Below are 24,363 nucleotides of genomic sequence, written 5' to 3'. Positions count from 1 at the left end.
CTAAATTTCCTTCAGAAATAAGGTAGAATGCGCAAGATTATTTTTTCAAAGCGAATTATAACAGGAGAACAAAATGGCAACTCGTAGACAATTAGCCAATGCAATTCGTTTCTTATCAATGGATGCTGTGCAAAAAGCTAAATCTGGTCACCCTGGTGCACCAATGGGGATGGCGGATATTGCAGAAGTATTATGGCGTGACTTTTTAAAACACAATCCAACCAATCCTAAATGGGCTGACCGAGATCGTTTTGTACTTTCTAACGGCCATGGTTCTATGTTGATTTATAGCCTTTTACATTTAACTGGCTATGATCTTTCTATCGAAGATTTAAAACAATTCCGTCAATTACATTCTAAAACTCCAGGCCACCCAGAATATGGTTATGCGCCTGGTATTGAAACCACGACAGGTCCATTAGGACAAGGTATTACTAATGCAGTAGGGATGGCGATTGCTGAGAAAACCTTAGCGGGCCAATTTAACCGTGAAGGTCATGAAATCGTTAATCACCACACTTATGTGTTCTTAGGAGATGGCTGTTTAATGGAAGGGATTTCTCACGAGGCTTGCTCTTTAGCAGGAACCTTAGGTCTAGGTAAATTAATCGCATTCTACGATGACAATAACATTTCGATTGATGGTCATGTAGACGGTTGGTTCAGCGATGATACCGCAGCACGCTTTGAAGCTTATGGCTGGCAAGTAATCCGCAATGTGGATGGCCACGATGCTGAACAAATTCGTCAGGCTGTTGTACTTGCACAATCAGAAAAAGAAAAACCAACTTTAATTATTTGCAAAACCATCATTGGTTTCGGTTCACCAAATAAATCAGCGTCACATGATTGTCACGGTGCACCATTAGGCGATGAAGAAATTGCATTAACCCGCAAAGCCTTAAACTGGGATTACGCACCATTTGAAATTCCAGCTGAATACTATGCTGAATGGTCTGCAAAAGAAAAAGGCGCTGCAGCAGAAAAATCTTGGGAAGAAAAATTTGCCGCTTATGCTAAAGCATATCCAGAACTTGCCGCAGAATTTACACGTCGTGTAAACGGTGAATTACCAGCAAACTGGGCGGCTGAATCTAAAGCGTTCATTGAAAAATTACAAGCGAATCCAGCAAGCATTGCAAGCCGTAAAGCATCACAAAATGCAATCGAAGCATATGCTCATGTGTTACCTGAATTCTTAGGTGGTTCTGCAGACTTAGCAAGCTCTAACTTAACGTTATGGAGTGGTTCTAAACCAATTCGCGCACACGAAAACGTGGGTGGTAACTATATCAATTATGGTGTTCGTGAGTTCGGTATGTCAGCGATTATGAATGGTATTGCTTTACACGGTGGTTTCATTCCTTACGGCGCAACCTTCTTAATGTTCTACGAATATGCACACAACGCAGTACGTATGGCTTCATTAATGAAACAACGCTCATTATTCGTTTATACTCACGACTCTATCGGTTTAGGTGAAGATGGTCCAACTCACCAACCAGTTGAGCAAACTGCATCACTACGCTTAATTCCAAACCTTGAAACATGGCGCCCATGTGACCAAGTGGAATCAGCCATCGCATGGCAACAAGCGGTTGAACGTCAAGATGGCCCAAGTGCGTTGATCTTTACCCGTCAAAACTTAGCACAAATGGACCGCACTTCTGCACAATTAGATGCAGTGAAACGTGGTGCTTATGTATTAAAAGACTGCGAAGGTACACCAGAATTAATTTTCATCGCAACAGGTTCTGAAGTGGAATTAGCAGTGAAAGCAGCGGATGTATTAACCGGTGAAGGTAAAAAAGTACGTGTCGTTTCTATGCCAAGCACTAACCGTTTCGATAAACAAGATGCAGCGTACCGTGAAAGCGTATTACCTACAGCTGTAACCAAACGTGTTGCGATTGAAGCGGGTATTGCCGACTTCTGGTATAAATACGTTGGCTTTGAAGGTCATGTGGTAGGCATGAATAGCTTCGGCGAATCAGCACCAGCGGATCAATTATTCAAACTCTTTGGTTTCACTGTTGAAAACGTGGTAGCGAAAGCGAAAGAGATTTTATAATTCCCTCATGATAAAAAGCGGTCAGCAAAAGCTGGCCGCTTTTGATTTTCCTAAACTTCACATCAAATAGCAATATTTCCAAAATTATGTCAGAATTCATTGCATTTTGCGGATCGGTATTCATCGTTTATTTTTGACCGCACTTTTAAGGAATCCACATGACTGTACCAACCTTATATCAGTGGCCTAAAGCCGAATTGATTTATCCTGATAGACCTAATAAATCTTATGCAGCAAAACGTTTACGTTATCGTCTTCGTTCACTCTTACATTGGAAAACAATAAAAAAATTTGAAGCCTTCGTTAATCAAACTCCAGTTCTGATTAACTTACTAACACAACGTCCCAATTATAGCTATCCCTTAGTTCATCGTTTTTTAGATAAACGTTTCAATACCCAAAAACGTTTATCAACCATTTGTGATAATTTTCTATTTGTACCACAAAAATTATCAAACCTATCTCCTTCTATTTTAGAAACCCCAATTTCTTTTGGTGAAATTATTCCTGATTTTGAATTGCTATTCATGCTAAGCAATCACCAACCAATGGAAGGTTTTTGGACATTAGAGTTACGTTATAAACCCACTGATACTGAAGTTTATCTACTCACATTTGGGAAGTTAGAGGAGGCATTGCTTATTTCTGTTGTGCAAGGCCCAAATTTTGAAGGCGCTAAAGAAATGGTAAAACAACTCACTAAAACTTGCCACGGATTACGCCCAGCCTATCTAATGGTTGAAATAATGAAATCGCTCACAAAAATATTAGGCTATGACAAACTTTATGGTATTCCTCAAAAATACCAAAACAAATCTCGCTTTGTTCAAAGTAAACATTTTGTGGTTGATTATGACGCCATATTTTCAGAAGCTGGTGGTGAACGAAAAAATTATTGGATGTTACCTCTTATTAGAGATACAAACCTAGACGATGTTCCAAGTAAAAAACGCTCAATGTATCGTAAACGTTATGCTATGTTAGATGAAATTGAAACCACACTTAAAAATAAACTTCAAATGTAAATCTTCCGTGCAGATCAATGTCTGCACCTATTTTTTCTATTGAAAAATTTTTCCTTTTCGTCATAAATTTATGCTATCGTAGCTGAGATTATTTATTCCATTTCATTTGAATAGGAGAGACTGATGACAACTCAATTAGATTCACTTCGTAATATGACCGTTGTGGTTGCTGATACTGGCGATATTGAGGCCATAAAAAAATACCAACCACAAGATGCAACAACTAACCCATCTTTAATTTTAAGTGCATCTGCCCTACCACAATATTCACCACTTATTGACGAAGCTGTTTCTTATGCAAAAGCACAAAGCAATGACAAATCCCAACAACTCATTGATGCAGAAGATAAATTAGCGGTAAACATTGGTTTAGAAATTTTAAAAATCGTTCCAGGACGTATTTCTACTGAAGTGGATGCCCGTCTTTCTTATGACACGCAAGCAACAGTTGAAAAAGCACGTAAATTAATTGCACTTTACAATGCTGCAGGTATTTCAAATGATCGAATTCTGATCAAAATTGCATCAACATGGCAAGGAATTCGTGCTGCAGAAATCCTTGAAAAAGAAGGCATCAACTGTAACTTAACCTTATTATTCTCTGAAGCTCAAGCTCGTGCTTGTGCAGAAGCAGGCGTTTACTTAATTTCTCCATTCGTAGGCCGTATTTTAGACTGGTACAAAGCAAACTCCGATAAAAAAGAATATGCGCCAGCAGAAGACCCAGGTGTTATTTCTGTTACCAAAATCTATAATTACTACAAAGAATATGGCTACAACACCGTTGTGATGGGCGCAAGCTTCCGTAATGTAGGTGAAATTACTGAACTTGCAGGTTGTGATCGTTTAACTATTGCTCCAGCATTACTGAAAGAATTACAAGAAAATTCAACCGCACTTGTACGCAAACTAGAATACAAAGGCGAAGTAAAAGCGAAACCACAACCATTAACAGAAGCTGAGTTCTACTGGCAACATAACAGCGATGCTATGGCTGTTGAAAAATTAGCAGATGGTATTCGTAAATTTGCTGTTGATCAAGAAAAATTGGAAACCATGCTTTCAGCAAAACTTTAGTTGCATGAAAGTGCTAACATATCTTTATGTCAAAACTCGCCATATATGGCGAGTTTTTTATTGAAAAATTAAAAATAAATTATTTCTGTATTGTTTCTTCTCTGTCTTGATGTAAATCATCCTCATCGATTAACAATTCTGCCGTTTCATCATTTAAAGCCTGAGCATCAGCATGAGGTTTAATAAAAGGTTTTGGCGTCCAATACTTTTTCACAATTTCATTAGAAAAACCATGCAGAACCTCCTCATTTAGACGTTCTTGATCCAATGCTCGCACTTCTTTAATGACTTCATCAGCCTCAATCTTATCAATGCCAAGTTTCATCAATGTTGCTTGGCTAAGCGCAATGGCGGATTCAAAAGTTTCACGCACAATAAAATCCACATCTTGCTTAATTAGGCTCACGGTCGTTTTTCTATCATAAGTGCGGGTTAAAATCGGCAAGTTTGGATAAGCCCCTTTAAGTTGGCTCACAATCGTTTCAATGCGATCTGTATCATTAATACCAATCACCACACATTTAGCTTTTTCAATTCCAGCGGCGTAAAGTACATCCAAACGAATACCATCACCATAATAGACTTTAAAACCAAATTTTGCCGCAGCACGGATATTTTCTATATTACGATCAATCACTGAAACGCTGATACCACGGATTAATAATGTTTGACATACGATCTGGCTAAAACGCCCAAAACCAATTACAAGCACGTTATCTTCTAAATCATCAATAGGCGACAGATCGCTCGTATCTGGTTGAGTCACCGATTTTCTCTCTCCACATTGCGCTAATTTACGAGTAATTTGTGTAATAAATGGAGAAAACAACATGGAAATAATTACCGCTGCAGTAAAAGTAGCGTTTTCATGGTTGCTCATTACGCCTGCTGTTGTTGCGGCAGAGAAAAGTACGAAAGCAAATTCACCACCGTGCGCCAAGAGTGACATTCTTCCTACTGCTTCTCTATGTTCTAAGCGAGTGATTCGGGCAACGACATAAACGGAAAGCCCTTTGCCAATAATGTAAAGGAATACAATTCCGAGTAGTAATAACCAGTGATTAAACACTAACCTCAAATCCAATGACATACCCACGCCCATAAAAAACAGGCCAAGCAATAAACCACGAAATGGCTCGATATCCGCTTCTAATTGATGGCGGAACGAAGACTCTGACAGCATAACGCCCGCTACAAATGCCCCCATTGCCATTGAAAGTCCACCTATTTCCATGGCTAATGCCGCGCCAAGTACAACTAATAAAGCGGCTGCTGTCATCATCTCGCGAATATGTGCTTTAGAAATTAATCGGAATAACGGATTCATTAACCATTTACCCGCAACAATCAAGCCGATTACCGCGCCTAATGCTATGCCGATTGACATCCAATCGGTATGAGTGCTTTCTTCAGAATGAGGCGCAAGAAACGCCACTGATGCCAATAATGGTACAATAGCAATATCTTCAAAAATTAAAGTCGAAATAATTCGCTGACCTTTAGATGTGCTGGTAATACAACGTTCTTCCAAAGTTTGCATCACAATAGCAGTTGAAGAAAGTGTAAATCCCATGCCTGCTATAAACGCGACTTCTTTTGGTAAATCGAGCAAATAAATTCCAGCTAAAGTAAGTAATGCACCACAGCATCCCACTTGCAAAAAACCACGTACAAAAATTGCTTTTCTCATTGCCCAAAGGCGTTCAGGGTGCATTTCAAGACCAATAATAAATAAAAACATTACCACACCAAGTTCAGCCAAATGCACCACTGCAGCAGGATCTTGAATTATGCCAAATACAGAAGGCCCAATTAGACAACCAGCCACCAAATAACCTAACACACTACCAAGACCAAGGTGTTTAAATAGTGGTACAATGGTTACACTGGAAGCGAGTAAAATAACGGTTTTGATGAGTTCATGGTTAGCTAGATGCTCAATAGTATTCGACATAAAAACGCTCAATAAAACTGAAATGTAGCTTGTATTTTAGCCTGTTTTATTGAAATAAAGAACACATCAATTATCTAAACTTGCTATAATTCTTCACCACTTTTAACCGCACTTTTACTTATGACGTTACAATTTAATATCGTCGCCTTATTATTGGTGATTTTAATTATTCTCGGATTACTCAGCCATAATAGCGCAATCACAATTTCTGCTGCCGTCTTGCTCATTATGCAGCAAACTTTTTTATCACAGTATATTCCTTGGATCGATCAATATGGTTTAAAACTGGGAATTATGGTTTTAACCCTCGGTGTCCTCAGCCCTTTAGTGTCAGGGAAAATTCCATTGCCTGAACTTTCTGCCTTTATTCACTGGAAAATGTTTTCCTCTATTGGCGTTGGTATTTTTGTAGCCTGGCTTGCAGGCCAAGGTGTTGACTTAATGACAAATCAACCCGTTCTCGTCACAGGGCTTATGATTGGTACGGTTATCGGCGTATCTTTCTTTGGTGGCATACCCGTTGGTCCACTTATTGCTGCAGGTATATTAGCTTTACTTTTAGGGAAAATTTAAATGAAAAACAAATACCTTACTCTTGCCGCTTTAAGCGGATTCTTCTGCGTCGCACTAGGCGCATTTGCAGCTCATGGCTTAAGCCATGTATTAGAAGCCAAAGCATTATCATGGATTGATACGGGTTTAAAATATCAAATGTTCCATACTATTACAGTACTTGCCGTTGCATTATCTGCTTTACGTGACAAAAAATTCGCCCGATTATCCATGTCTTCTTGGTTAATTGGAACCTTATTATTTAGTGGAAGTTTATACGCCCTCGCTTTCGGAGCAAGCAATGTAATCGTGTGGATTACGCCTATTGGCGGGACTTTATTTTTAATCGGATGGATTAGCTTAGCTTACGGAAGTTTCAAAAGTAAATCGCTATGAAAAACAGATCGGTAAAACACACATTAACTCCTTTACAACAATTTCTTTTTTCTCAATTAAATGACATCATGTTGGTGGATCAACGTCGTTTATCCGCCCGCATTCATGGTATTGGAAAAATTAAAAGCCAAGAGGCTCAACAAGCTGTTGCCGCTGAAATCCAACTGCAGATTGAACAGGCTCAATTACGTGTAAAAATCGTAAAAGTGCGGTTAAACATCCGATTGTTTTTCCAGAGAGTTTGCCGGTTAGCCAACGCAAAGCAGAAATTCAAAAACTGCTTTCTGAACATCAGGTCATTGTGGTGGCAGGGGAAACCGGTTCGGGTAAAACCACGCAGTTGCCGAAAATGTGTTTGGAATTAGGTTTCGGCAATTTGGGCATGATTGGTCATACTCAACCACGCCGTATTGCCGCGCGTTCTGTGGCTGCGCGTATTGCGGAAGAACTGGAAACGGAGCTTGGCGGTTTAGTTGGTTATAAGGTTCGTTTTAACGATCTGATTAGCGATAACACCCAAATCAAGTTGATGACGGACGGGATTTTGCTGGCTGAAATTCAAACGGATCGTTTCCTCAATCAATATTCCTGCCTGATTATTGATGAAGCACACGAACGTAGCTTGAACAACGATTTTATTCTCGGTTATCTGAAACAGCTTCTGCCACGTCGTCCGGACTTAAAAGTCATTATCACCTCCGCCACCATTGATGTGGAACGTTTTTCTAAACATTTTAATAACGCGCCGATTATCGAAGTGTCGGGCAGAACCTATCCTGTTGAAGTGCGTTATCGTCCCGTAGTGGAAGAAGACGATCAAGATCAGCTACAAGGCATTCTCAATGCGGTGGATGAACTGCAAGCGGAAGGTCGAGGCGATATTTTGATCTTTATGAACGGTGAGCGAGAAATTCGTGATACCGCCGAAGCTTTACAAAAACAAAATCTAAAACACACGGAAATTCTACCGCTCTTTGCTCGCTTGTCTGCGCAAGAACAAAATAAAATTTTCCATCCAAGTGGTTTAAATCGCATTGTATTAGCGACCAACGTCGCAGAAACTTCATTGACTGTGCCTGGCATTAAATATGTGATTGACCCAGGTACCGCGCGTATTTCCCGTTATAGCTATCGCACCAAAGTACAACGTTTACCGATTGAACCTATCTCACAGGCATCAGCTAATCAGCGTAAAGGTCGTTGTGGTCGTGTGAGTGAAGGGATCTGTATTCGTTTATATTCGGAAGAGGATTTTAATTCTCGTCCAGAGTTTACCGATCCTGAAATTCTACGCACCAATTTGGCTTCCGTTATTTTGCAAATGACAGCATTGGGTTTGGATGACATTGAAGCGTTTCCTTTTGTCGATGCGCCGGATAAACGCCATATTCAAGATGGGATAAAACTGTTGGAAGAATTGGGGGCGTTTGAAACTATTCAAACTAAATTAGGTGAAAAACGTCGATTAACAACAATCGGTCGCCAACTTGCCCAACTCCCTGTTGATCCGCGCCTTGCTAAAATGCTCTTAAGTGCGGTCAATTTTGGCAGCGTTTATGAAGCGATGATTATTATCTCGGCGTTATCCATTCAAGATCCGCGTGAACGTCCGACAGAAAAACAGCAGGCTTCCGATGAAAAACATCGCCGCTTTGCCGATAAAAAATCGGACTTCTTGGCGTTCTTGAATCTCTGGAATTATGTGCAAGAACAGCAAAAAGCATTGACGAAAAACCAATTCCGCCGTCAATGCCAAAAGGATTTCTTAAATTATTTACGTATTCGTGAATGGCAGGATATTTATCATCAAATTCGTTTAACCGTGCGTGAAATGGGCTTGCCGATTAATTCCGAAAAAGCAGAATATCAGCAAATTCATACCGCACTTTTAAGCGGTTTGCTTTCTCATATAGGTCTAAAAGAAGCGGAAAAACAACAATATCTTGGCGCACGTAATGCCCATTTTGCGATTTTCCCCAATTCTGTGCTTTTCAAAAAACAACCGAAATGGGTGATGGCGGCAGAGTTAGTGGAAACCTCCAAGCTATGGGGGCGTATGGTGGCGGAAATCGAGCCAGAATGGATCGAACCACTTGCCGAGCATCTAATTAAAAAATCCTATTCAGAACCGCGTTGGTCGAAATCCCGTGGGGCGGTAATTGCCGATGAAAAAGTCACGCTTTACGGTGTGCCGATTGTGGCTGCACGACCAGTGAATTACGGTTCTATTGATCCGACGGTAAGCCGCGAGATCTTTATTCAATCTGCCTTAGTGGAAGGGGATTGGAATACCAAACATAAATTCTTCAAAGAAAATCAACGACTCGTTCGAGAAGTAGAGGAATTGGAACACAAAAGCCGCCGCCGTGATATTTTGGTGGATGACCGCACGCTTTTTGAATTTTACGATCAGCGTATTGGTACGGAAGTGTTTTCCCAAAAACATTTTGATACCTGGTGGAAAAAGGCGCAGCAAAAAGATCCTGAATTGCTTAATTTTGAACGCTCATTCTTGATTAACGATGATGCGGAACAAGTGAGCAAGCTGGATTTCCCGAATTTCTGGCATCAAGGCAATTTAAAGCTCAAACTGACCTATCAATTTGAACCGGGTACGGATGCGGACGGCGTGACCGTGCATATTCCGTTGCCGTTGCTCAATCAAGTGGAAATGACGGGTTTTGACTGGCAAATTCCGGGCTTGCGGGAAGAACTGGTGATTGCGCTGATTAAGTCTTTGCCGAAATCTTATCGCCGTAATTTTGTTCCGGCACCAAATTATGCCCAAGCCTTTTTAGGGCGTGCCGTGCCGTTGGAAAAACCGTTATTGGATACGCTGATTTATGAATTGCGTCGCATGACGGGCGTCACCGTAGAAGCGGAACATTGGAATTGGGAACAAATCCCGAGCCATTTGAAAATGACTTTCCGTGTGGTGGATGAAAACGGCAAGAAAATCGCCGAATCTATGAATTTAGACGAGCTGAAATTTAGCTTAAAAGATCGTGTGCAAGAAAGCATTTCTGCCGTGGCGGACGATGGTATTGAGCAAAGCGGACTGCATATTTGGAGTTTCGCCGAGCTGCCGCAGTGTTATGAACAAAAACAGAGCGGTTTCAGTGTGAAAGCCTTTCCTGCCATTGTGGACGAAAAAGATGCGGTGGGCATTAAACTGTTTGAAACGGAATTTGAACAAGCGGTGGCAATGCAACAAGGTTTACGTCGCTTGTTGTTGCTCAACGTGCCGTCACCGATTAAATATCTGCATGAAAAATTGCCGAATAAAGCTAAATTGGGGCTGTATTTTACACCATTCGGTCGCGTGTTGGATTTGATCGATGATTGTATCGCTTGTGCCGTAGATAAACTGATTGCCGATTTTGGCGGTTTTGTATGGGATGAAGCCGGTTTTGAAAAATTGCGTGATTTTGTTCGAGAAAACCTTAACGAAGTGACTGTGGATATTGCGCAGAAAGTGGAGCAAATTCTCTCCCTCAACCATGCCTTAAACCAACGTTTAAAAGGCAAAATGGATTTCACTATGGCATTCGCATTGTCCGACATCAAATCACAACTTTCAGGCTTGGTGTATCAAGGTTTTGTGCAAAAGAGCGGTTACGATCGTCTACCAGATTTACAGCGTTATCTGCAAGCCGTTGATAAACGTATTGATAAACTGGCTCAAGATGTGAATCGAGATCGTGCAGCGATGCTACGCGTGGAACAAGTACAACAAGCCTACCAGCAGCTTCTTGCCAAATTACCGAAATCTAAACCGATTTCTGATGAAGTTGCGGAAATTCGTTATATGATCGAGGAATTACGTGTGAGCTTATTTGCGCAGCAATTAGGGACGAAGTATCAGATATCAGATAAGAGAATTTTGAATATAATGAGAGAAATATAAATACAAACACCTGAAATATTTTGAATACGTTTCTATCATTATATCTTCTTAGTATATATCTATTACTCAGATATTATTCTACACTTTTCCTTATAGTAGATTAAAATGATTTATTTCATATCTAACCTAACTAGATTTTGAATCGTTACAAATCAATCGTATGAGTTAGACCAAGTATTACTAATAAGCACCTGTCTTATTCAAAACAACGTTCACTGTTTTAAGTAAAATCACAATATCATTCCATAAAGACCAATTTTTAACATACCAAGAATCAAAATAAACTCGCGTATCATAACTCACATTATTTCTTCCACTTACTTGCCATAAACCTGTCATTCCGGGTTTCGCCATAAGGTAATAATCCACATCGTCTTGATAGTAAGGTAATTCTTCTTTTACAATTGGACGAGGCCCGACTAAACTCATTTCACCTTTTAACACATTCCAAAGTTGTGGCAGTTCATCTAAACTTCTCTCTCTTAACCATCTTCCAACTGGTGTAATACGCGGATCATTTTTAAGTTTAAAATCTTTTTCCCACTCTAATCTAGCATTCTCATCTGTTTCTAAAATTTTTTCTAAAACTTTATCCGAGTTATTCACCATTGTTCGAAACTTCAAGCATTTGAATTCTTTTTTATGCTGACCAATCCTTGAATGTTCATAAATAAATTTACCGCTATCTTTCTTAATAAGAAAATATAATGGTATACAAAACGGACATAATAAGAAAAGAAGAAAAAATGAGCCAAATATATCAAATAGCCTCTTAATAAGTCGAGATGATCGTTTTGCTAAATTATTGTTCACCCTGAAGAGCATCATTTCATGGCTAAATAAAAAAGACATGTCGGTACCATAAAGTGGAATCCCTCTAAAATCAGGGATAACAGAAATAGAGCGACAACCTTTTCGAATTAAATAACGCAACCAGAAATCCTGTTTTTCTCTATTTTCTTCATCTACAGCAAGAATAAACTGCGTAAACTCTCGGGATACTAGTTTAATCAATAATTCAGGATTATGGCGCACTACTGGCACGCCCTCAATAGAAGTAGAACCATTTTCTTCAGTAGCTACAAACAACTTAATATCAAACCCTAAATATAGCTCATTATTTAATGCGTCAAATACTTCCTTTGCATTTTTACCATTACCAATAATAATGGTTTCTTTTAGATAGTATCCATTTTTAATGAGTAAATATTTGATTAAAATTCGACCTAATGGCACTAAAATAAAAATACAAAGCCAAGTAATAGACCAAAAATAACGAGAAACATAAAGACGAGAAAAAGCAATAATAGCAAGTTCAATAACAAAAAAAATCAATAATGTTCTAAATATCTCCTTTAACTCAAGCCAAAAGGTTTTCCGATAAGAATAATGTCGTAAACGAATCCAAAACCAAATAACACAACAAAATCCTATAGTACAATGAATAAAAATAAAAGATGAAAACTCATCCAAAGGAAAATATTTTTCTCCTGCCCCCTATATCCGATTAAGAGGATAAATGCTAAAAAAATGGAAATAAAAAAAGAAAAAAAATCTACAGAAATCTGAAGAAACTTAATAAAATTGGTTTTATTCATATTACTTATTCCAATATTCTTTATGCATACTAAGCCGTCTACACCATTGGTAGGGCAACCTTTCATAATAATAGCCTAATTTAAAACCAATCCATTTGGCAAACGTTGATAATAGCGCTTTAGATAATAAGTGCGGTGCATTTTTAGATAGAAATTTTAATTCCGAAAGCACGAACTTTTTCCCCTCATAGACAGCTTTACCGAAGGTTTGTTGAAGCCATGCCTGATCACGCTGAAATACACCTGTATCAAAATAACGTTGAAACTCTTGTTTTAGTGTATAGTTGTGACTGTGAAATACCGTTGCCTCAGCGCAGTAAGCAACTTTATACCCCGATAAGATCATTTTTGCCGTTAAATACATATCTTCCGCTAAAATAGTACTATCCGGAAATCCACTTAATTCCTCAAAAACGGATAGGCGATAAGCCGCAAAAGAATTTGACATAAATGCTGTCTTTATTCCAAGTATGGAAATATCAGCCTGTGATTTCACTTTTGATTCAGATGGATAGTTAAAATAACGCGCATGAGCAGCTATCGGTGTTGCATTATAATGTGGCAACTGTCTCCCACAAACGGCAGCCACTTCAGGCTCTTCAAAAGGTGCAAGCAAATTCGCTAATGCATCAGGCGAAGCCAAAATCGCATCTTGGGTCATAAACACTACAATATCTGCAGAACTTTCTGCTAATTTGACCGCTTGATTGCGCGTTCTACCATGGTTAAAGACCGATTGCGGAATAGAATAGACTGAAAATCCTGCTTCTTCCGCTAATTTTACCGTATTATCAGAAGAAGAAGAAGAATCAATCACAATTACTTTATCAGCTTTTAAGGATTGGGATTGATAGGCTGCGAGCCAATCTCGCCATTGGTTACCTGCGTTGTAGGTTGGAATAACCAAGAGAATTCGCATATTTAATTTAATTTATTTTACCTGTTTTATTATTTACACCATCACATATTGCCTTACAGAAGTATAAAAAATATGCTTTCTTTTTATTAGAAAAGATAAAAATAATAAATTGATGAAAAAATGAAAACAGAACCTCTCTCAGCGCTAACAACTTAGGAATATGCTTATATTTTAATAAAAGAAAAGCATTTCGCACTCGATAATACCTACGAATCGGAGAATGAACAGGAATCTTCATTACTTTCAAATCAATAAAGTTATCTCCAATGGTATGCTCCATTATTGCATTAGTTACAACCAAAGCTCTGTAACCTTTACTTGCAGCTCGAAGAAACCATTCTGTATCAACATGATCGATAAATAATCGTTCTTCCATATATCCAACATTTTCAAATAAATTAGCAGAAACCATGCTACCTGATGAAATAGCTATATTAGTGTGAAAGTCTTTCATCCCTATATATGGGGTTATCTTTTTTCTTAAACCTAGAGTATTACACTTTACAATCTGATAAAAAAAATCACCTTTTATATTTATATAAATTGGAACAGATATTTTCGACTTACCTTCAAGTATTGGAGAATATAGAGTACTAATCAAGTTATCTGGAATCATGGAATCTTGATCAAAAAAAACGATTGCTTTAGCGCCATTAGATAACGCAATAGAAATACCTATATTTTGCGCTGCAGCTATTCCTATATTCTCTCCAACTTTATAATAAATACACTTACTAACAGAAATATCAATAAAACATTTTTCTGAATTATCTATAACTATGGGATAAACTCCTTGAGCTATAAGAGAATTCATGAGGGTTATAATATTTATAGTTGGTTCATAACATACAATTACTGCATATATCATATACTTACTCACTAATATTATAATATTCCATAATATCACTATTTGGTTCTGTCAAAATTGCTTTATATACACCATTTTCTTTTCTAATATCAAAGAACCCATGTCCAATAGCAGTAGAATGAGAGAACTTAGAATTACATCCCTTATCAAATAATGAACATCCAAGAAAATAATTATCAAATTTATTAATATCCAGTAGATCTAACACTGTCGGTGTTAGATCTATACTTGTACGTCCTTCAGCATCAAATTTTTTTATTGGCATATCGGCGCCAATCATAACTAGTGGAACACGATCCACAAAATGAGAAACATCAGTATTAAAGCTTTCTTTATAATCTGGAGCAGGAAAAGTTGCATGATCAGCGGTTATAATTAAAAGAGTATTATTATAGTACTCACTATTCTTGAACCAATTAACAAACTCGCCTAGCCAAACATCAGCATTATAAAACTTATTATAATAAGGATTCTTACCATCTTTGAATTTTAGATCATCACTATCCATTCCATGATGCGTCCCAGCTGTATAAATACCTATAAAAAATGGTTTATCAGCCCCCTGATTAGATACAACTCTTTTTAGACTATCAAAAGCCAATTTATCCGGTAGTGAATTTTTTGAATTCCAACCAGATTCTTCACTACTATAAACTTTTTTAAATCCTAACGATTTAATATAAGTTGTCATGTTCCCTGTTGCGGGTTCATTCACGATAAAACTAGTATTAAAACCAACGCTATTTAAGATCTTGGGCAATGTAACAATACCATTACTATACTTAGCTACAATATCACTATTTGACATTTGCCCGATACCTTTATTGCGATCCTCTATATAGAATCCCCCTCTAAGTTGATAAGATGAACTTAGCTGACCTCTTAGACCTCTATAAGTTGCTGCTGTATGGTTAAAGAAATTTTCAACACTAAAAGAGTTACTTAATAACTTATTAAAATTTGGCATAATATAAGTATCACCTAATTTATACTCGGGGATTATAGCAGATGTTCCCTCCATAAAAATAATAATAACATTTCTTACATTTGTCTTACCAAGAAGATTAGATTTATCACTATTAAAAACAATATCCTTCTTATAATATTTATCAAGAATAGACTTATCAAACTTAGAAACAAAACTCTCCTGTCTATAATAATCAAATAAAGATTTTAACAAATTATAAGTTGGTCCATTAAGCAAAAATAAGAGAAAAGTTGGCAAGATGAATACTTTTGCTATTTTTCTTGATGTAAAAAATAATAAAATAAAAGAAATTAGATATAAAGAATAAACAAGTAAAAACTTTGTTAGAGCCCCCCCGCCTACAGATCTAAAAGCATTTAAATTTGAGAAAGTTAAAGGCAGTATATAGTCACCAGTGGATATTATAGATATAACTTGTAATGATACAATATTAATACCAATAAGCCATAAAATAGAACGTAAAATTCGCCCTCTAAAAGATATTGATGCTAAATAGAATATCAAAAGCTCCCCAATAACATAGGGTATAAAACTATATTCTAAAGAATATATAAAAAATAGAATAAGAGTAAAAACACTTGAATATAAAAAAGGTATAATATTTAACATCACTCATCGTCTCCTTGTATAATACTAATCAACTCATTTTTCTGTTCTTTAAATGTTGCAATATGTTCTTTTTTTAGCACTATTTCATCATCAAGATCTTTCTCCATATATAAATCAATAGTTTTTTGGATTGCTTTTGCTAATACTTTATAGTCACTAGCAAAAGGAATAATATTACCATTAACCCCTTCAATTATATCTTCTACTGGTCCACCAGCGTCTGTTGTAATTACCCAAACATCTCTAATAATAGCTTCTCGAACAGTTAAACCAAAACTTTCTTTCCATTGTGTTGGAAACAACAGCACATCAATAGAATTAAAGAAGTCATCAATATTATCTTGTGTATATGCTGGAAGAATTTCATAGTTAGCGATACCATCAAAATCACTTTCTGGATAAGATTTCTGCCCCAAATTCAGAAGATTATCGACAACAATTAATTCAGCATTTTTAAATTGATATTTTTTAAATGCTTCTAGAATTAGATGAATTCCTTTAATATTAGTTCTGCCGCCTACATAACCAAATCTAATGAGTTTGTTTCTAAATTTCGGTAATTGTAGTTTAGGCACTTTAATTCCATTTTTATTATGAAATACTTTTCTTCCTAAATTGGTTTCATATAAATCTGTAAAATACTTACTTGGTGCAAGTAAAATATTAGCCTTATTTAAACTATTTAATAAGGTATTACTTCGATATAAATATTCTGATGTACTATTAATACATTTAATACATTCTTTCCGATCAATTTTATATTGATTACAAAATTTACCATTACCTTTAATCATAAATTGACGAGGACAAATCCACCAAGCATCATGTAATGTCACCACTGTCTTTATATTACGTTGAGTACAAGCATCTAACGCTCCTACACCCAAACCTTGAATACAGTGAATATGTGCAATATCTGGATCTACAAGATCAAGAATATCAGAAATAACATTATAAACATTCTTATTCTCATATTGTTCCATGGCCTCATTAGGCACACAAATTCCAAAAATTGTTGTACCATTTAACTCATATCGCATGACACTATATGGCTGTAAATAACTTGTTTGAGGTAACGTAGTAACAACAAAAACTTCATAATCTTGATCTTGAACAATTAAATCATTAATTTGTTCAGCAACTATAGTTGCTCCACCAAAAGAGCGTGGACGATAAAATACATTAAATGAAATAAGTCGTTTTCTTTGCTTTTTAACCTGTTTAGGTAATAATACTTTCAACTGTTTAGCAATCTGAGATGGTTCATAATGTTGTAATACATTTTTATAAGCTGCATCTGAAAGTTCTAAACGGTACTTTTTATCATTAATCAGTTTACTAAAACCTTGATACCATTCATCTTGAGTTTTAGCAATAAGCCCATTTTCCCCATTTGTGATAACAGATGTAAAAGCACTTAATGGAGAAGAAATAGAAGCAACTTTTACAATAGAAGCTTCAATATACTTAATATTACTTTTTGATTCGTTAAATATATAATTCTCTAGTGGTGCAATACTAATATCACATTCAGATAAATATCTTAAATACTCATCATATTGACAAAAACCTATACGCTCAATTTGAGACTCTAATCCATTAAAATAATCAGGTAAATCTAGAATACCAATAATCCTAAAGATAACATCTTTATTTTCCTTCAAAATACGAGCCAAACTAGGGGCAGCTTCTTCGAAATCAATATTATGTGTAGAAGTACCTGAACCATAAACAATCCTAATTAATTTATCAGGCTCTGATTTCACTGATTGACTTGTAATTGCTGTTGCTGTGTTGAGTGTTTGAAGATCTAGTGCATTTTCAATAATATAGGCATTTTTCAAACCAGCGTTTATCATTTCCTGAGCTAATCCAGGAGTTGATGCAATTCCTTCGCCACAGGCTATCATTGCTTCTCTATATAATCTAGCTCCTTCTAATAGTGAGGATATAGTATTGCTATCTAAGGAATTTATTGTACGACTATTTTCCAATACTCTAGTGTCAAAAATAAGATCATCAACCTCCCAAAATGTTCTAATTCCTAAACGTTTGCATTCTCCAATTAATGACATAACGCTATCGTAAGCAGGAACCCGATAGAATATAGCTAGACTACTTAATGATAATAAATGCTTTGCTTTAAAATAATCAGTCCAAGATACTACTTCACATTTAATTCCTAAAGATTCAAATAATTCTTTTTTCTGGGTAACGCGATATTTGGTACATTGTGGTATACTCATTTCCGCTATAATGACTACTGTAGTATTAAAGATATCATTTGGATTCTTATTAACATTAAATAAAAAATCAATATTTTCTTTATGATTTCCAGTTATAGTTGGAATATGTTGAGCCTGATTATGATTTATAAAAGTCTGTATTGAATACCTTAAATTTTTTATCCCACCTTGCTTAATTTTTGAATAGAATAATTTACTAAAACTAATAACCCCTCCTTTACTTTTAATCGCAACAGGAAACAATTGATAAATTCTTTTAATTTTTCTTAATTTATCACCTATATTCCGGGCATTTTTAGTCATCTTCCAAGAACGACTATTCTCCATTAAAGAAATTATTTTTTCTAATTCTTGAATTTTCTCATGAAAAAATGCATTAATTTCTCGTAACTTATTAATTTCATCTTTTAGCTCTTGTTGAGTTTTCTTAGAGTCTTTAGAAAGAGAAGATAGCTCATATTTTAGTTTTTGATTCTCTTTAACTAGATTTCTAAATTCAAAATTGTTCATTATTTCCCCAAAAATTAAACACTTGAAAGATAGGCAGAAGATACTTCCGAAATGTTCCCCATAGCTTTGATTTCACCTTTATCTAACCATATAGCATATTGGCAAAGCTCTTTCACTTGTTCAATAGAATGGGACACAAATAATAATGTTGTCCCACCACTCAGAAGCTCTTCCATTTTTGCTTTACATTTTTGTTGGAAGCCTATATCTCCCACAGCTAACACTTCATCAACAATGAGAATATCTGGTTTTTCTACAGTCGCAATAGCAAATCCTAGTCTAGCCGACATTCCTGATGAGAAGTTTTTAATAGGAATATCCAAAAAATCCTGTAGTTCTGCAAAATCTACTATCTTATTAAAATTGCTATGAATAAATTTTCTACTGTACCCTAAAAGGGCCCCATTTAAATAAATATTTTCTCTGGCAGTTAATTCAGGATCAAATCCTGCACCCAATTCAATTAGCGGTGAAATCTGACCAGATATTGTAATAGTTCCCTGATATGGTTTTAATATTCCACTAATTAATTTTAATAAGGTTGATTTCCCAGAACCATTATTTCCTATTAGTCCCCAAGATTCTCCACGTTTTACCTTGAAATTAATATCTTTTAATGCAAAAAATTCTTGGAACATTAGCTCATCTTTTACTAGTTTAATAATATACTCTTTCAAGCCTGTTATATTTTCAGATGCTTTATTAAATCTTACACTAGCATTATTAATATTTATAATATAATCACTCATAGTTTCTTAGATAAATAAAATAAACTCTTCTTGTTTTCTTTTAAAAATTAGAATCCCTAACACTAAAACAACAAGGCTCCATATTGTTCCTTGAATTAATAGATCTATTGGCAATGATGAACCTTCTAAAACTACGCTCCTAAATTGTTGAACATAACTATACATAGGATTAAAATTCTGATAAGCCCATAAATACTCTTTAGGGATAATAGAAATAGGATAAATAATTGGTGTTAAGTACATCCAAATAGATATAAATACTCCCCATAAATACTGAATATCTCTAAAGAAAACAGCCATTGCAGCGAGTATTAAACTAATACCTAAACCAAAAATATAAACTTGTAATATAACAATTGGGAACCACAAGATATTCAAAGTAGGTTCAACTTGAGTAAAAATCATTACTAAAACTAAAGCTACTAATGAGAATAATAAGTTAACCAATGAACTAGTTACTTTTGCAATTGTAAATATATACTTTGGAACATAAGTTTTCTTTAATAAAGATGCATTACTTGTAATTGAGTTGACTGCCATAGATGTAGCTTCAGCAATAAACCCAAATATAACTTGACCAGTTAATAAGTAAACAGCAAAATTAGGTATATCAAACTTAAATAAGTTAGAAAAAACAATCACTAATACAAACATCATGAGTAATGGATTTAATATACTCCATATATATCCTAGATAGCTTCTTCTATATTTTAATTTAATATCCTTTATAACTAACTGATTTAATAATTCTCTATAATTAAATAACTCAAATAAATAATTATTTTTATTCATAATAGTAAAACCTATTTAAATTTCATCGCTTCAGCTAACACCTTCCCTGATAAATCCTTAGCAGATAAACTTGGCGTCCCCTCAAGCGGCCATTCAATGCCGACAGTTTCATCATTCCAAATGAGCGAATGTTCTGCTTTTGGATTATAGTAATCCGTACATTTATAAGTAAATTCAGCCTCATCGGTTAATACATAAAAACCGTGGGCAAAACCTTCAGGCACCCATAACTGACGTTTGTTTTCTTCAGACAAGATCTCACCGACCCATTGCCCGAAAGTTGGAGAGCTTTTGCGCATATCTACTGCTACATCAAACACTGCACCAGAAACAACGCGCACCAATTTGCCTTGCGTATTCTCGGTTTGATAATGTAACCCGCGCAATACGCCTTTCGCTGATTTTGAATGGTTTTCTTGCACGAAGGTGCGGTCTGCTATGTTTTGTTTAAACCATTCGTCCCGAAAGGTTTCCATAAAGAAACCTCGTTCATCGCCAAACACTTGTGGTTCTAATAATTTTACATCGGGAATTTTGGTGTCAATAATTTTCATTGAGAATCCTTATTTTTTACAAAATTACGTTTATATTTTCGGTGGCTTTGAATGTTTTTTTCGGCGTCTTTCTTATCCCAAACTTGCAATTCCCAAGGATAATAAAAGTTGCTGGCATTTTTGAAATAAATATGAATGCCTACATATTCATCTTTATCGCGTAAATACCAATTTTTTAAGCCATATTTTTCTTTCCAATTATCTAATTGCTCCATCACTTGACCAATGTCTTTAGAAGAAACAATAATTCTCGCGCCAAAAATATCATTTAAAATGCTATTAACTGGATAGCCTTCACTACGTTGTTTGAATCGTTCAATTTTATCTAAAATAGATTCTGATGTTTTTACTCGGTAAAAGTAAGGTACATCATATAAATCTGCACGATATAAATAATCATTAATCGATTCGTGTAAATTTAAGCGGTAAGATAAAATATGCTCAACAGGCACTTTTGCCAGCGTATGTTTTAAATTAACTTTCTCAATTTTATCTGTTTCAAAATAATCTTTTGAAAAAGCAAGATGAACTTTATTGATTTCATTAATTAAACGCTCTATTTTCTCAAGCATATTTTCCCTTTTTTATTCTGTATATGCCTTAATGTTTTTCAATGCAGTTTGCCAATCGCTTGGTTGAATGCCGAACACTTGTTGGATTTTAGTTAAATCTAAGCAAGAATTTGCTGGACGTTTGGCTGGTGTTGGGTAATCAGCTGTGGTAATAGCATTCACAAGCGGTGATTTTTCTAATACGTTTTGCGAAATAGCTTCAGCAAAAATCGCTTTGGCAAACTCGCACCAGCTGACATAAGGCTCTCCAGTGAAGTGATAAACACCGTATTCAACAGTTTCGCCATTGATAATTTTTTCAGCGATTTGGATTAAAACACGCGCAATATCACCTGCGTAAGTCGGTCCACCAATTTGGTCTGCTACGACGCCTAATGTATCGCGAGTTTTTGCTAAACGTAACATCGTTTTGACAAAGTTATTGCCATGTTCACCAAATACCCAAGCGGTGCGAAGGACGATAAATTTGTCGTTAGCCGCTGCAACTGCTCGCTCACCTTCAAGTTTAGTTCTGCCGTAAACCCCTTGTGGATCGGTGGTATCACTTTCTTTATATTTGCCTGATCGTTGACCATCAAACACATAGTCAGTTGAAATGTGGAGAATAACAGCGCCAACAGAATTAGCCGCTTCAGCTAAGTATTGTGGACCTTTCACGTTAATCGATTCTGAAAGCTCAATTTCCGTTTCCGCACGATCTACTGCCGTATGTGCAGCTGCATTGATAATCACATCTGGGTGGAATTTTTCGACCGCTTGTTGCACCGCACTTTGGTCAGTGATGTCTAATTCATCACGGTCTACGGCAAGAATATCGTGCTTGCCTTGTAATTGTTGGGTTAAGCAATAGCCTACCTGCCCTCTTGCTCCTGTAATCAAAAATTTTGCCATGCTATTTATCCTTTTTGATTAATCGGAGTAAGTATTGCCCATATTCATTTTTTTCCATAGGTCTAGCCAATTGCTCTACTTGTTCCGAGGTAAGCCAGCCATTATGCCAAGCAATTTCTTCTAAACATGCAACTTGTAATCCTTGTACATTCTCAATAGTACGAACAAAAGAAGCTGCCTCGTGAAGACTTTCATGTGTACCGGTATCTAACCAAGCAAAACCACGCCCGAGCAATTGCACATTGAGTGATCCATCATTTAAATACATTTCGTTAAGAGTAGTAATCTCCAATTCTCCACGCGCTGATGGCTTCACTTGTTTTGCAAATTCCACCACGCGGTTATCATAAAAATATAAACCTGTTACGGCATAATTTGATTTTGGTTGAACTGGTTTTTCTTCAATCGAAACCGCTTTGAAGTTTTCATCAAATTCCACCACGCCAAAGCGCTCTGGATCTTTCACTAAATATCCAAATACTGTGGCACCGTGGGGCTGTTTAACTGCCTCTTGCAACATTTGACTAAAGTGTTGGCCGTAGAAAATGTTATCGCCCAATACTAAGCAACAGCTATCACCCTTGATAAACTCTTCACCAATAAGAAATGCTTGAGCTAAACCATCTGGGCTTGGTTGAATTGCGTATTGTAAATTCACCCCGAAATCACGACCATCACCTAACAAGCGCTTGAAACTTTCATTATCTTCTGGGGTAGTAATAATAAGAATATCTCGAATGCCTGCCAACATTAATACTGAAAGTGGATAGTAAATCATCGGTTTGTCATAAACAGGCAATAGTTGCTTAGACACTCCTCGAGTAATGGGATAAAGGCGAGTACCAGAGCCGCCTGCGAGAATAATACCTTTCATAAGGATACCTTTCAAAAGAGCGGGGTATTTCTTAGATTTTTGTAATATAAAAATCTCACCGCTTGTTAATAATTAATTACCTAAACGTTCGCGATTATATGAGCCATCTAATACGCGACTCCACCATTTTTTATTGTTTAAGTACCATTCCACTGTTTTGCGGATGCCTGATTCAAAGGTTTCTTGTGGTTTCCAGCCTAATTCACGTCCAATTTTAGCTGCATCAATCGCATAGCGCACATCGTGACCTGGTCGATCTTTCACATAAGTGATTAAATCTTCGTATTTCGCTACACCTGCTGGTTTATTTGGCACTAGTTCTTCTAATAAACTACAAATAGTAAGTACTACATCAATATTTGCTTTCTCGTTATGCCCACCAATATTGTATGTTTCTCCTACTTCTCCTTCGGTTACTACTTTATATAATGCACGAGCATGATCTTCTACAAATAACCAGTCACGAATTTGTTGACCATTTCCATAAACAGGTAATGATTTTCCATCTAGTGCATTTAAAATCATTAATGGAATAAGTTTTTCGGGAAAGTGGAATGGACCATAGTTATTTGAGCAGTTAGTCACAATCGTTGGTAAACCATAAGTACGTAACCATGCACGAACTAAGTGATCACTTGAAGCTTTAGATGCTGAATAAGGACTGCTAGGAGCATAAGGTGTAGTTTCAGTGAACAAATCATCAGTGCCTTCTAAATCACCATATACCTCATCTGTTGAAATGTGGTGAAAACGGAATGTCGCTTTTTTCTCATCATTTAAAGAATTCCAATAAGCTCGAGCCGCTTCTAATAGGGTATAAGTTCCCACAATATTAGTTTCGATAAAGGCAGCAGGACCATCAATAGAACGATCAACATGACTTTCTGCCGCTAAATGCATCACTGCATCAGGTTGATGCTGTTCAAATACATTAGCTAACGCCCTTGCATCACAAATATCTACCTTTTCAAATGTATAACGAGGATTATTTTCCACTGATTCTAAAGATTCTAAGTTTCCAGCATAAGTAAGTTTATCGACATTCACAACACTATCTTGTGTATTGTCAATAATATGACGAACCAACGCAGAACCAATAAAACCTGCACCACCGGTAATAAGAATTTTTTTACTCATATTCATATTTTCTCAAAGTTTAAAAATTTGCGGCATTATATATTAAATAGAATAATTCACAATAAAAATGCGGC

The 24,363-nt window shown here is 36.3% G+C and carries 17 protein-coding genes and 2 pseudogenes; 6 read left to right on the top strand and 13 right to left on the bottom strand.

Going from position 1 to position 24,363, the window contains the following annotated elements:
• Nucleotides 1-73 precede the first annotated feature (73 nt).
• The 3 genes from tkt (at nucleotide 74) to tal (ending at nucleotide 4,173) form a co-directional block, all read left to right on the top strand.
• Nucleotides 74-2,071: a transketolase gene (gene tkt / locus C3V42_RS05665; RefSeq protein ID WP_106013948.1), complete on the top strand. Its 1,998-nt coding sequence runs from the start codon at nucleotides 74-76 to the stop codon at nucleotides 2,069-2,071.
• 158 nt (nucleotides 2,072-2,229) lie between these two features.
• The gene (locus tag C3V42_RS05660; RefSeq protein ID WP_106013947.1) at nucleotides 2,230-3,096 is read left to right on the top strand and encodes a DUF535 family protein; all 867 of its coding nucleotides are present in this window, start codon (nucleotides 2,230-2,232) and stop codon (nucleotides 3,094-3,096) included.
• 123 nt (nucleotides 3,097-3,219) lie between these two features.
• Nucleotides 3,220-4,173, top strand: a complete 954-nt coding sequence (gene tal / locus C3V42_RS05655; protein ID WP_065265422.1) for a transaldolase — start codon at nucleotides 3,220-3,222, stop codon at nucleotides 4,171-4,173.
• Nucleotides 4,174-4,252: 79 nt separating this feature from the next.
• Here the strand turns inward: tal and C3V42_RS05650 are convergent, their stop codons facing one another.
• A complete protein-coding gene (locus C3V42_RS05650; RefSeq protein WP_106014318.1) occupies nucleotides 4,253-6,115 on the bottom strand; it encodes a monovalent cation:proton antiporter-2 (CPA2) family protein in 1,863 nt (620 codons plus the stop codon).
• Nucleotides 6,116-6,247: 132 nt separating this feature from the next.
• On the opposite strand from C3V42_RS05650, the gene C3V42_RS05645 reads away from it, so the two are divergent.
• The 3 genes and pseudogenes from C3V42_RS05645 (at nucleotide 6,248) to hrpA (ending at nucleotide 10,982) form a co-directional block, all read left to right on the top strand.
• Nucleotides 6,248-6,700, top strand: coding sequence for a DUF441 domain-containing protein (locus C3V42_RS05645; RefSeq protein ID WP_106013946.1), 453 nt, complete (start codon nucleotides 6,248-6,250; stop codon nucleotides 6,698-6,700).
• Nucleotides 6,701-7,075 (top strand): DUF423 domain-containing protein, encoded by a 375-nt coding sequence (locus tag C3V42_RS05640; RefSeq protein WP_106013945.1) that lies wholly within the window; start codon nucleotides 6,701-6,703, stop codon nucleotides 7,073-7,075.
• Nucleotides 7,072-10,982 (top strand): annotated as a pseudogene (gene hrpA, locus C3V42_RS05635) (ATP-dependent RNA helicase HrpA). Before C3V42_RS05640 ends, hrpA begins: the two are co-directional and overlap by 4 nt.
• Before the next feature lie 180 nt (nucleotides 10,983-11,162).
• Here hrpA and wbaP read toward each other — a convergent pair.
• The 12 genes and pseudogenes from wbaP to rffG all read right to left on the bottom strand — a co-directional run bounded on the left by wbaP (nucleotide 11,163) and on the right by rffG (nucleotide 24,289).
• Nucleotides 11,163-12,580, bottom strand: a pseudogene (gene wbaP / locus C3V42_RS05630) (undecaprenyl-phosphate galactose phosphotransferase WbaP).
• Nucleotide 12,581: 1 nt separating this feature from the next.
• Nucleotides 12,582-13,499, bottom strand: a complete 918-nt coding sequence (locus C3V42_RS05625; RefSeq protein ID WP_106013944.1) for a glycosyltransferase — start codon at nucleotides 13,497-13,499, stop codon at nucleotides 12,582-12,584.
• Between the two features lie 7 nt (nucleotides 13,500-13,506).
• Entirely contained in the window at nucleotides 13,507-14,367 is an 861-nt protein-coding gene (locus C3V42_RS05620; protein ID WP_106014317.1) for a glycosyltransferase family 2 protein, read from the bottom strand.
• A 4-nt stretch (nucleotides 14,368-14,371) separates the two neighbouring features.
• Nucleotides 14,372-15,964: an LTA synthase family protein gene (locus tag C3V42_RS05615; protein ID WP_106013943.1), complete on the bottom strand. Its 1,593-nt coding sequence runs from the start codon at nucleotides 15,962-15,964 to the stop codon at nucleotides 14,372-14,374.
• Nucleotides 15,964-18,720, bottom strand: a complete 2,757-nt coding sequence (locus C3V42_RS05610) for a glycosyltransferase (RefSeq protein ID WP_106013942.1) — start codon at nucleotides 18,718-18,720, stop codon at nucleotides 15,964-15,966. Before C3V42_RS05610 ends, C3V42_RS05615 begins: the two co-directional genes overlap by 1 nt.
• A gap of 14 nt (nucleotides 18,721-18,734) precedes the next feature.
• The gene (locus C3V42_RS05605; protein WP_106013941.1) at nucleotides 18,735-19,469 is read right to left on the bottom strand and encodes an ABC transporter ATP-binding protein; all 735 of its coding nucleotides are present in this window, start codon (nucleotides 19,467-19,469) and stop codon (nucleotides 18,735-18,737) included.
• 6 nt (nucleotides 19,470-19,475) lie between these two features.
• Entirely contained in the window at nucleotides 19,476-20,261 is a 786-nt protein-coding gene (locus C3V42_RS05600; protein WP_106013940.1) for an ABC transporter permease, read from the bottom strand.
• 11 nt (nucleotides 20,262-20,272) lie between these two features.
• Nucleotides 20,273-20,815 (bottom strand): dTDP-4-dehydrorhamnose 3,5-epimerase, encoded by a 543-nt coding sequence (gene rfbC, locus C3V42_RS05595; RefSeq protein ID WP_106013939.1) that lies wholly within the window; start codon nucleotides 20,813-20,815, stop codon nucleotides 20,273-20,275.
• The gene (locus C3V42_RS05590) at nucleotides 20,812-21,387 is read right to left on the bottom strand and encodes a GTP pyrophosphokinase (protein ID WP_106013938.1); all 576 of its coding nucleotides are present in this window, start codon (nucleotides 21,385-21,387) and stop codon (nucleotides 20,812-20,814) included. The genes rfbC and C3V42_RS05590 overlap by 4 nt, the downstream gene beginning before the upstream one ends.
• A gap of 12 nt (nucleotides 21,388-21,399) precedes the next feature.
• Complete coding sequence (gene rfbD, locus C3V42_RS05585; RefSeq protein WP_106013937.1) at nucleotides 21,400-22,278, bottom strand: dTDP-4-dehydrorhamnose reductase; 879 nt, start codon at nucleotides 22,276-22,278, stop codon at nucleotides 21,400-21,402.
• 1 nt (nucleotide 22,279) lies between these two features.
• The gene (gene rfbA / locus C3V42_RS05580; protein WP_106013936.1) at nucleotides 22,280-23,152 is read right to left on the bottom strand and encodes a glucose-1-phosphate thymidylyltransferase RfbA; all 873 of its coding nucleotides are present in this window, start codon (nucleotides 23,150-23,152) and stop codon (nucleotides 22,280-22,282) included.
• A 72-nt stretch (nucleotides 23,153-23,224) separates the two neighbouring features.
• A complete protein-coding gene (gene rffG / locus C3V42_RS05575; protein ID WP_106014316.1) occupies nucleotides 23,225-24,289 on the bottom strand; it encodes a dTDP-glucose 4,6-dehydratase in 1,065 nt (354 codons plus the stop codon).
• Between the last annotated feature and the right edge of the window lie 74 nt (nucleotides 24,290-24,363).

Source organism: Haemophilus sp. oral taxon 036 (assembly GCF_002998595.1).
In the GTDB taxonomy this organism is placed as follows: domain Bacteria; phylum Pseudomonadota; class Gammaproteobacteria; order Enterobacterales; family Pasteurellaceae; genus Haemophilus; species Haemophilus haemolyticus_K.
The sequence above is the reverse complement of the archived record's forward strand: the minus strand, read 5'-3'. Positions and strand labels throughout refer to the sequence as shown.

Bases quoted from the DNA above. Each gene is read 5' to 3' on its own strand.
- tkt (WP_106013948.1), top strand. From the start codon at position 74: ATGGCAACTCGTAGACAATTAGCCAATGCAATTCGTTTCTTATCAATG.
- C3V42_RS05660 (WP_106013947.1), top strand. From the start codon at position 2,230: ATGACTGTACCAACCTTATATCAGTGGCCTAAAGCCGAATTGATTTAT.
- tal (WP_065265422.1), top strand. From the start codon at position 3,220: ATGACAACTCAATTAGATTCACTTCGTAATATGACCGTTGTGGTTGCT.
- C3V42_RS05645 (WP_106013946.1), top strand. From the start codon at position 6,248: ATGACGTTACAATTTAATATCGTCGCCTTATTATTGGTGATTTTAATT.
- C3V42_RS05640 (WP_106013945.1), top strand. From the start codon at position 6,701: ATGAAAAACAAATACCTTACTCTTGCCGCTTTAAGCGGATTCTTCTGC.
- C3V42_RS05625 (WP_106013944.1), bottom strand. From the start codon at position 13,499: ATGCGAATTCTCTTGGTTATTCCAACCTACAACGCAGGTAACCAATGG.
- C3V42_RS05620 (WP_106014317.1), bottom strand. From the start codon at position 14,367: ATGATATATGCAGTAATTGTATGTTATGAACCAACTATAAATATTATA.
- C3V42_RS05615 (WP_106013943.1), bottom strand. From the start codon at position 15,964: ATGTTAAATATTATACCTTTTTTATATTCAAGTGTTTTTACTCTTATT.
- C3V42_RS05610 (WP_106013942.1), bottom strand. From the start codon at position 18,720: ATGAACAATTTTGAATTTAGAAATCTAGTTAAAGAGAATCAAAAACTA.
- C3V42_RS05605 (WP_106013941.1), bottom strand. From the start codon at position 19,469: ATGAGTGATTATATTATAAATATTAATAATGCTAGTGTAAGATTTAAT.
- C3V42_RS05600 (WP_106013940.1), bottom strand. From the start codon at position 20,261: ATGAATAAAAATAATTATTTATTTGAGTTATTTAATTATAGAGAATTA.
- rfbC (WP_106013939.1), bottom strand. From the start codon at position 20,815: ATGAAAATTATTGACACCAAAATTCCCGATGTAAAATTATTAGAACCA.
- C3V42_RS05590 (WP_106013938.1), bottom strand. From the start codon at position 21,387: ATGCTTGAGAAAATAGAGCGTTTAATTAATGAAATCAATAAAGTTCAT.
- rfbD (WP_106013937.1), bottom strand. From the start codon at position 22,278: ATGGCAAAATTTTTGATTACAGGAGCAAGAGGGCAGGTAGGCTATTGC.
- rfbA (WP_106013936.1), bottom strand. From the start codon at position 23,152: ATGAAAGGTATTATTCTCGCAGGCGGCTCTGGTACTCGCCTTTATCCC.
- rffG (WP_106014316.1), bottom strand. From the start codon at position 24,289: ATGAGTAAAAAAATTCTTATTACCGGTGGTGCAGGTTTTATTGGTTCT.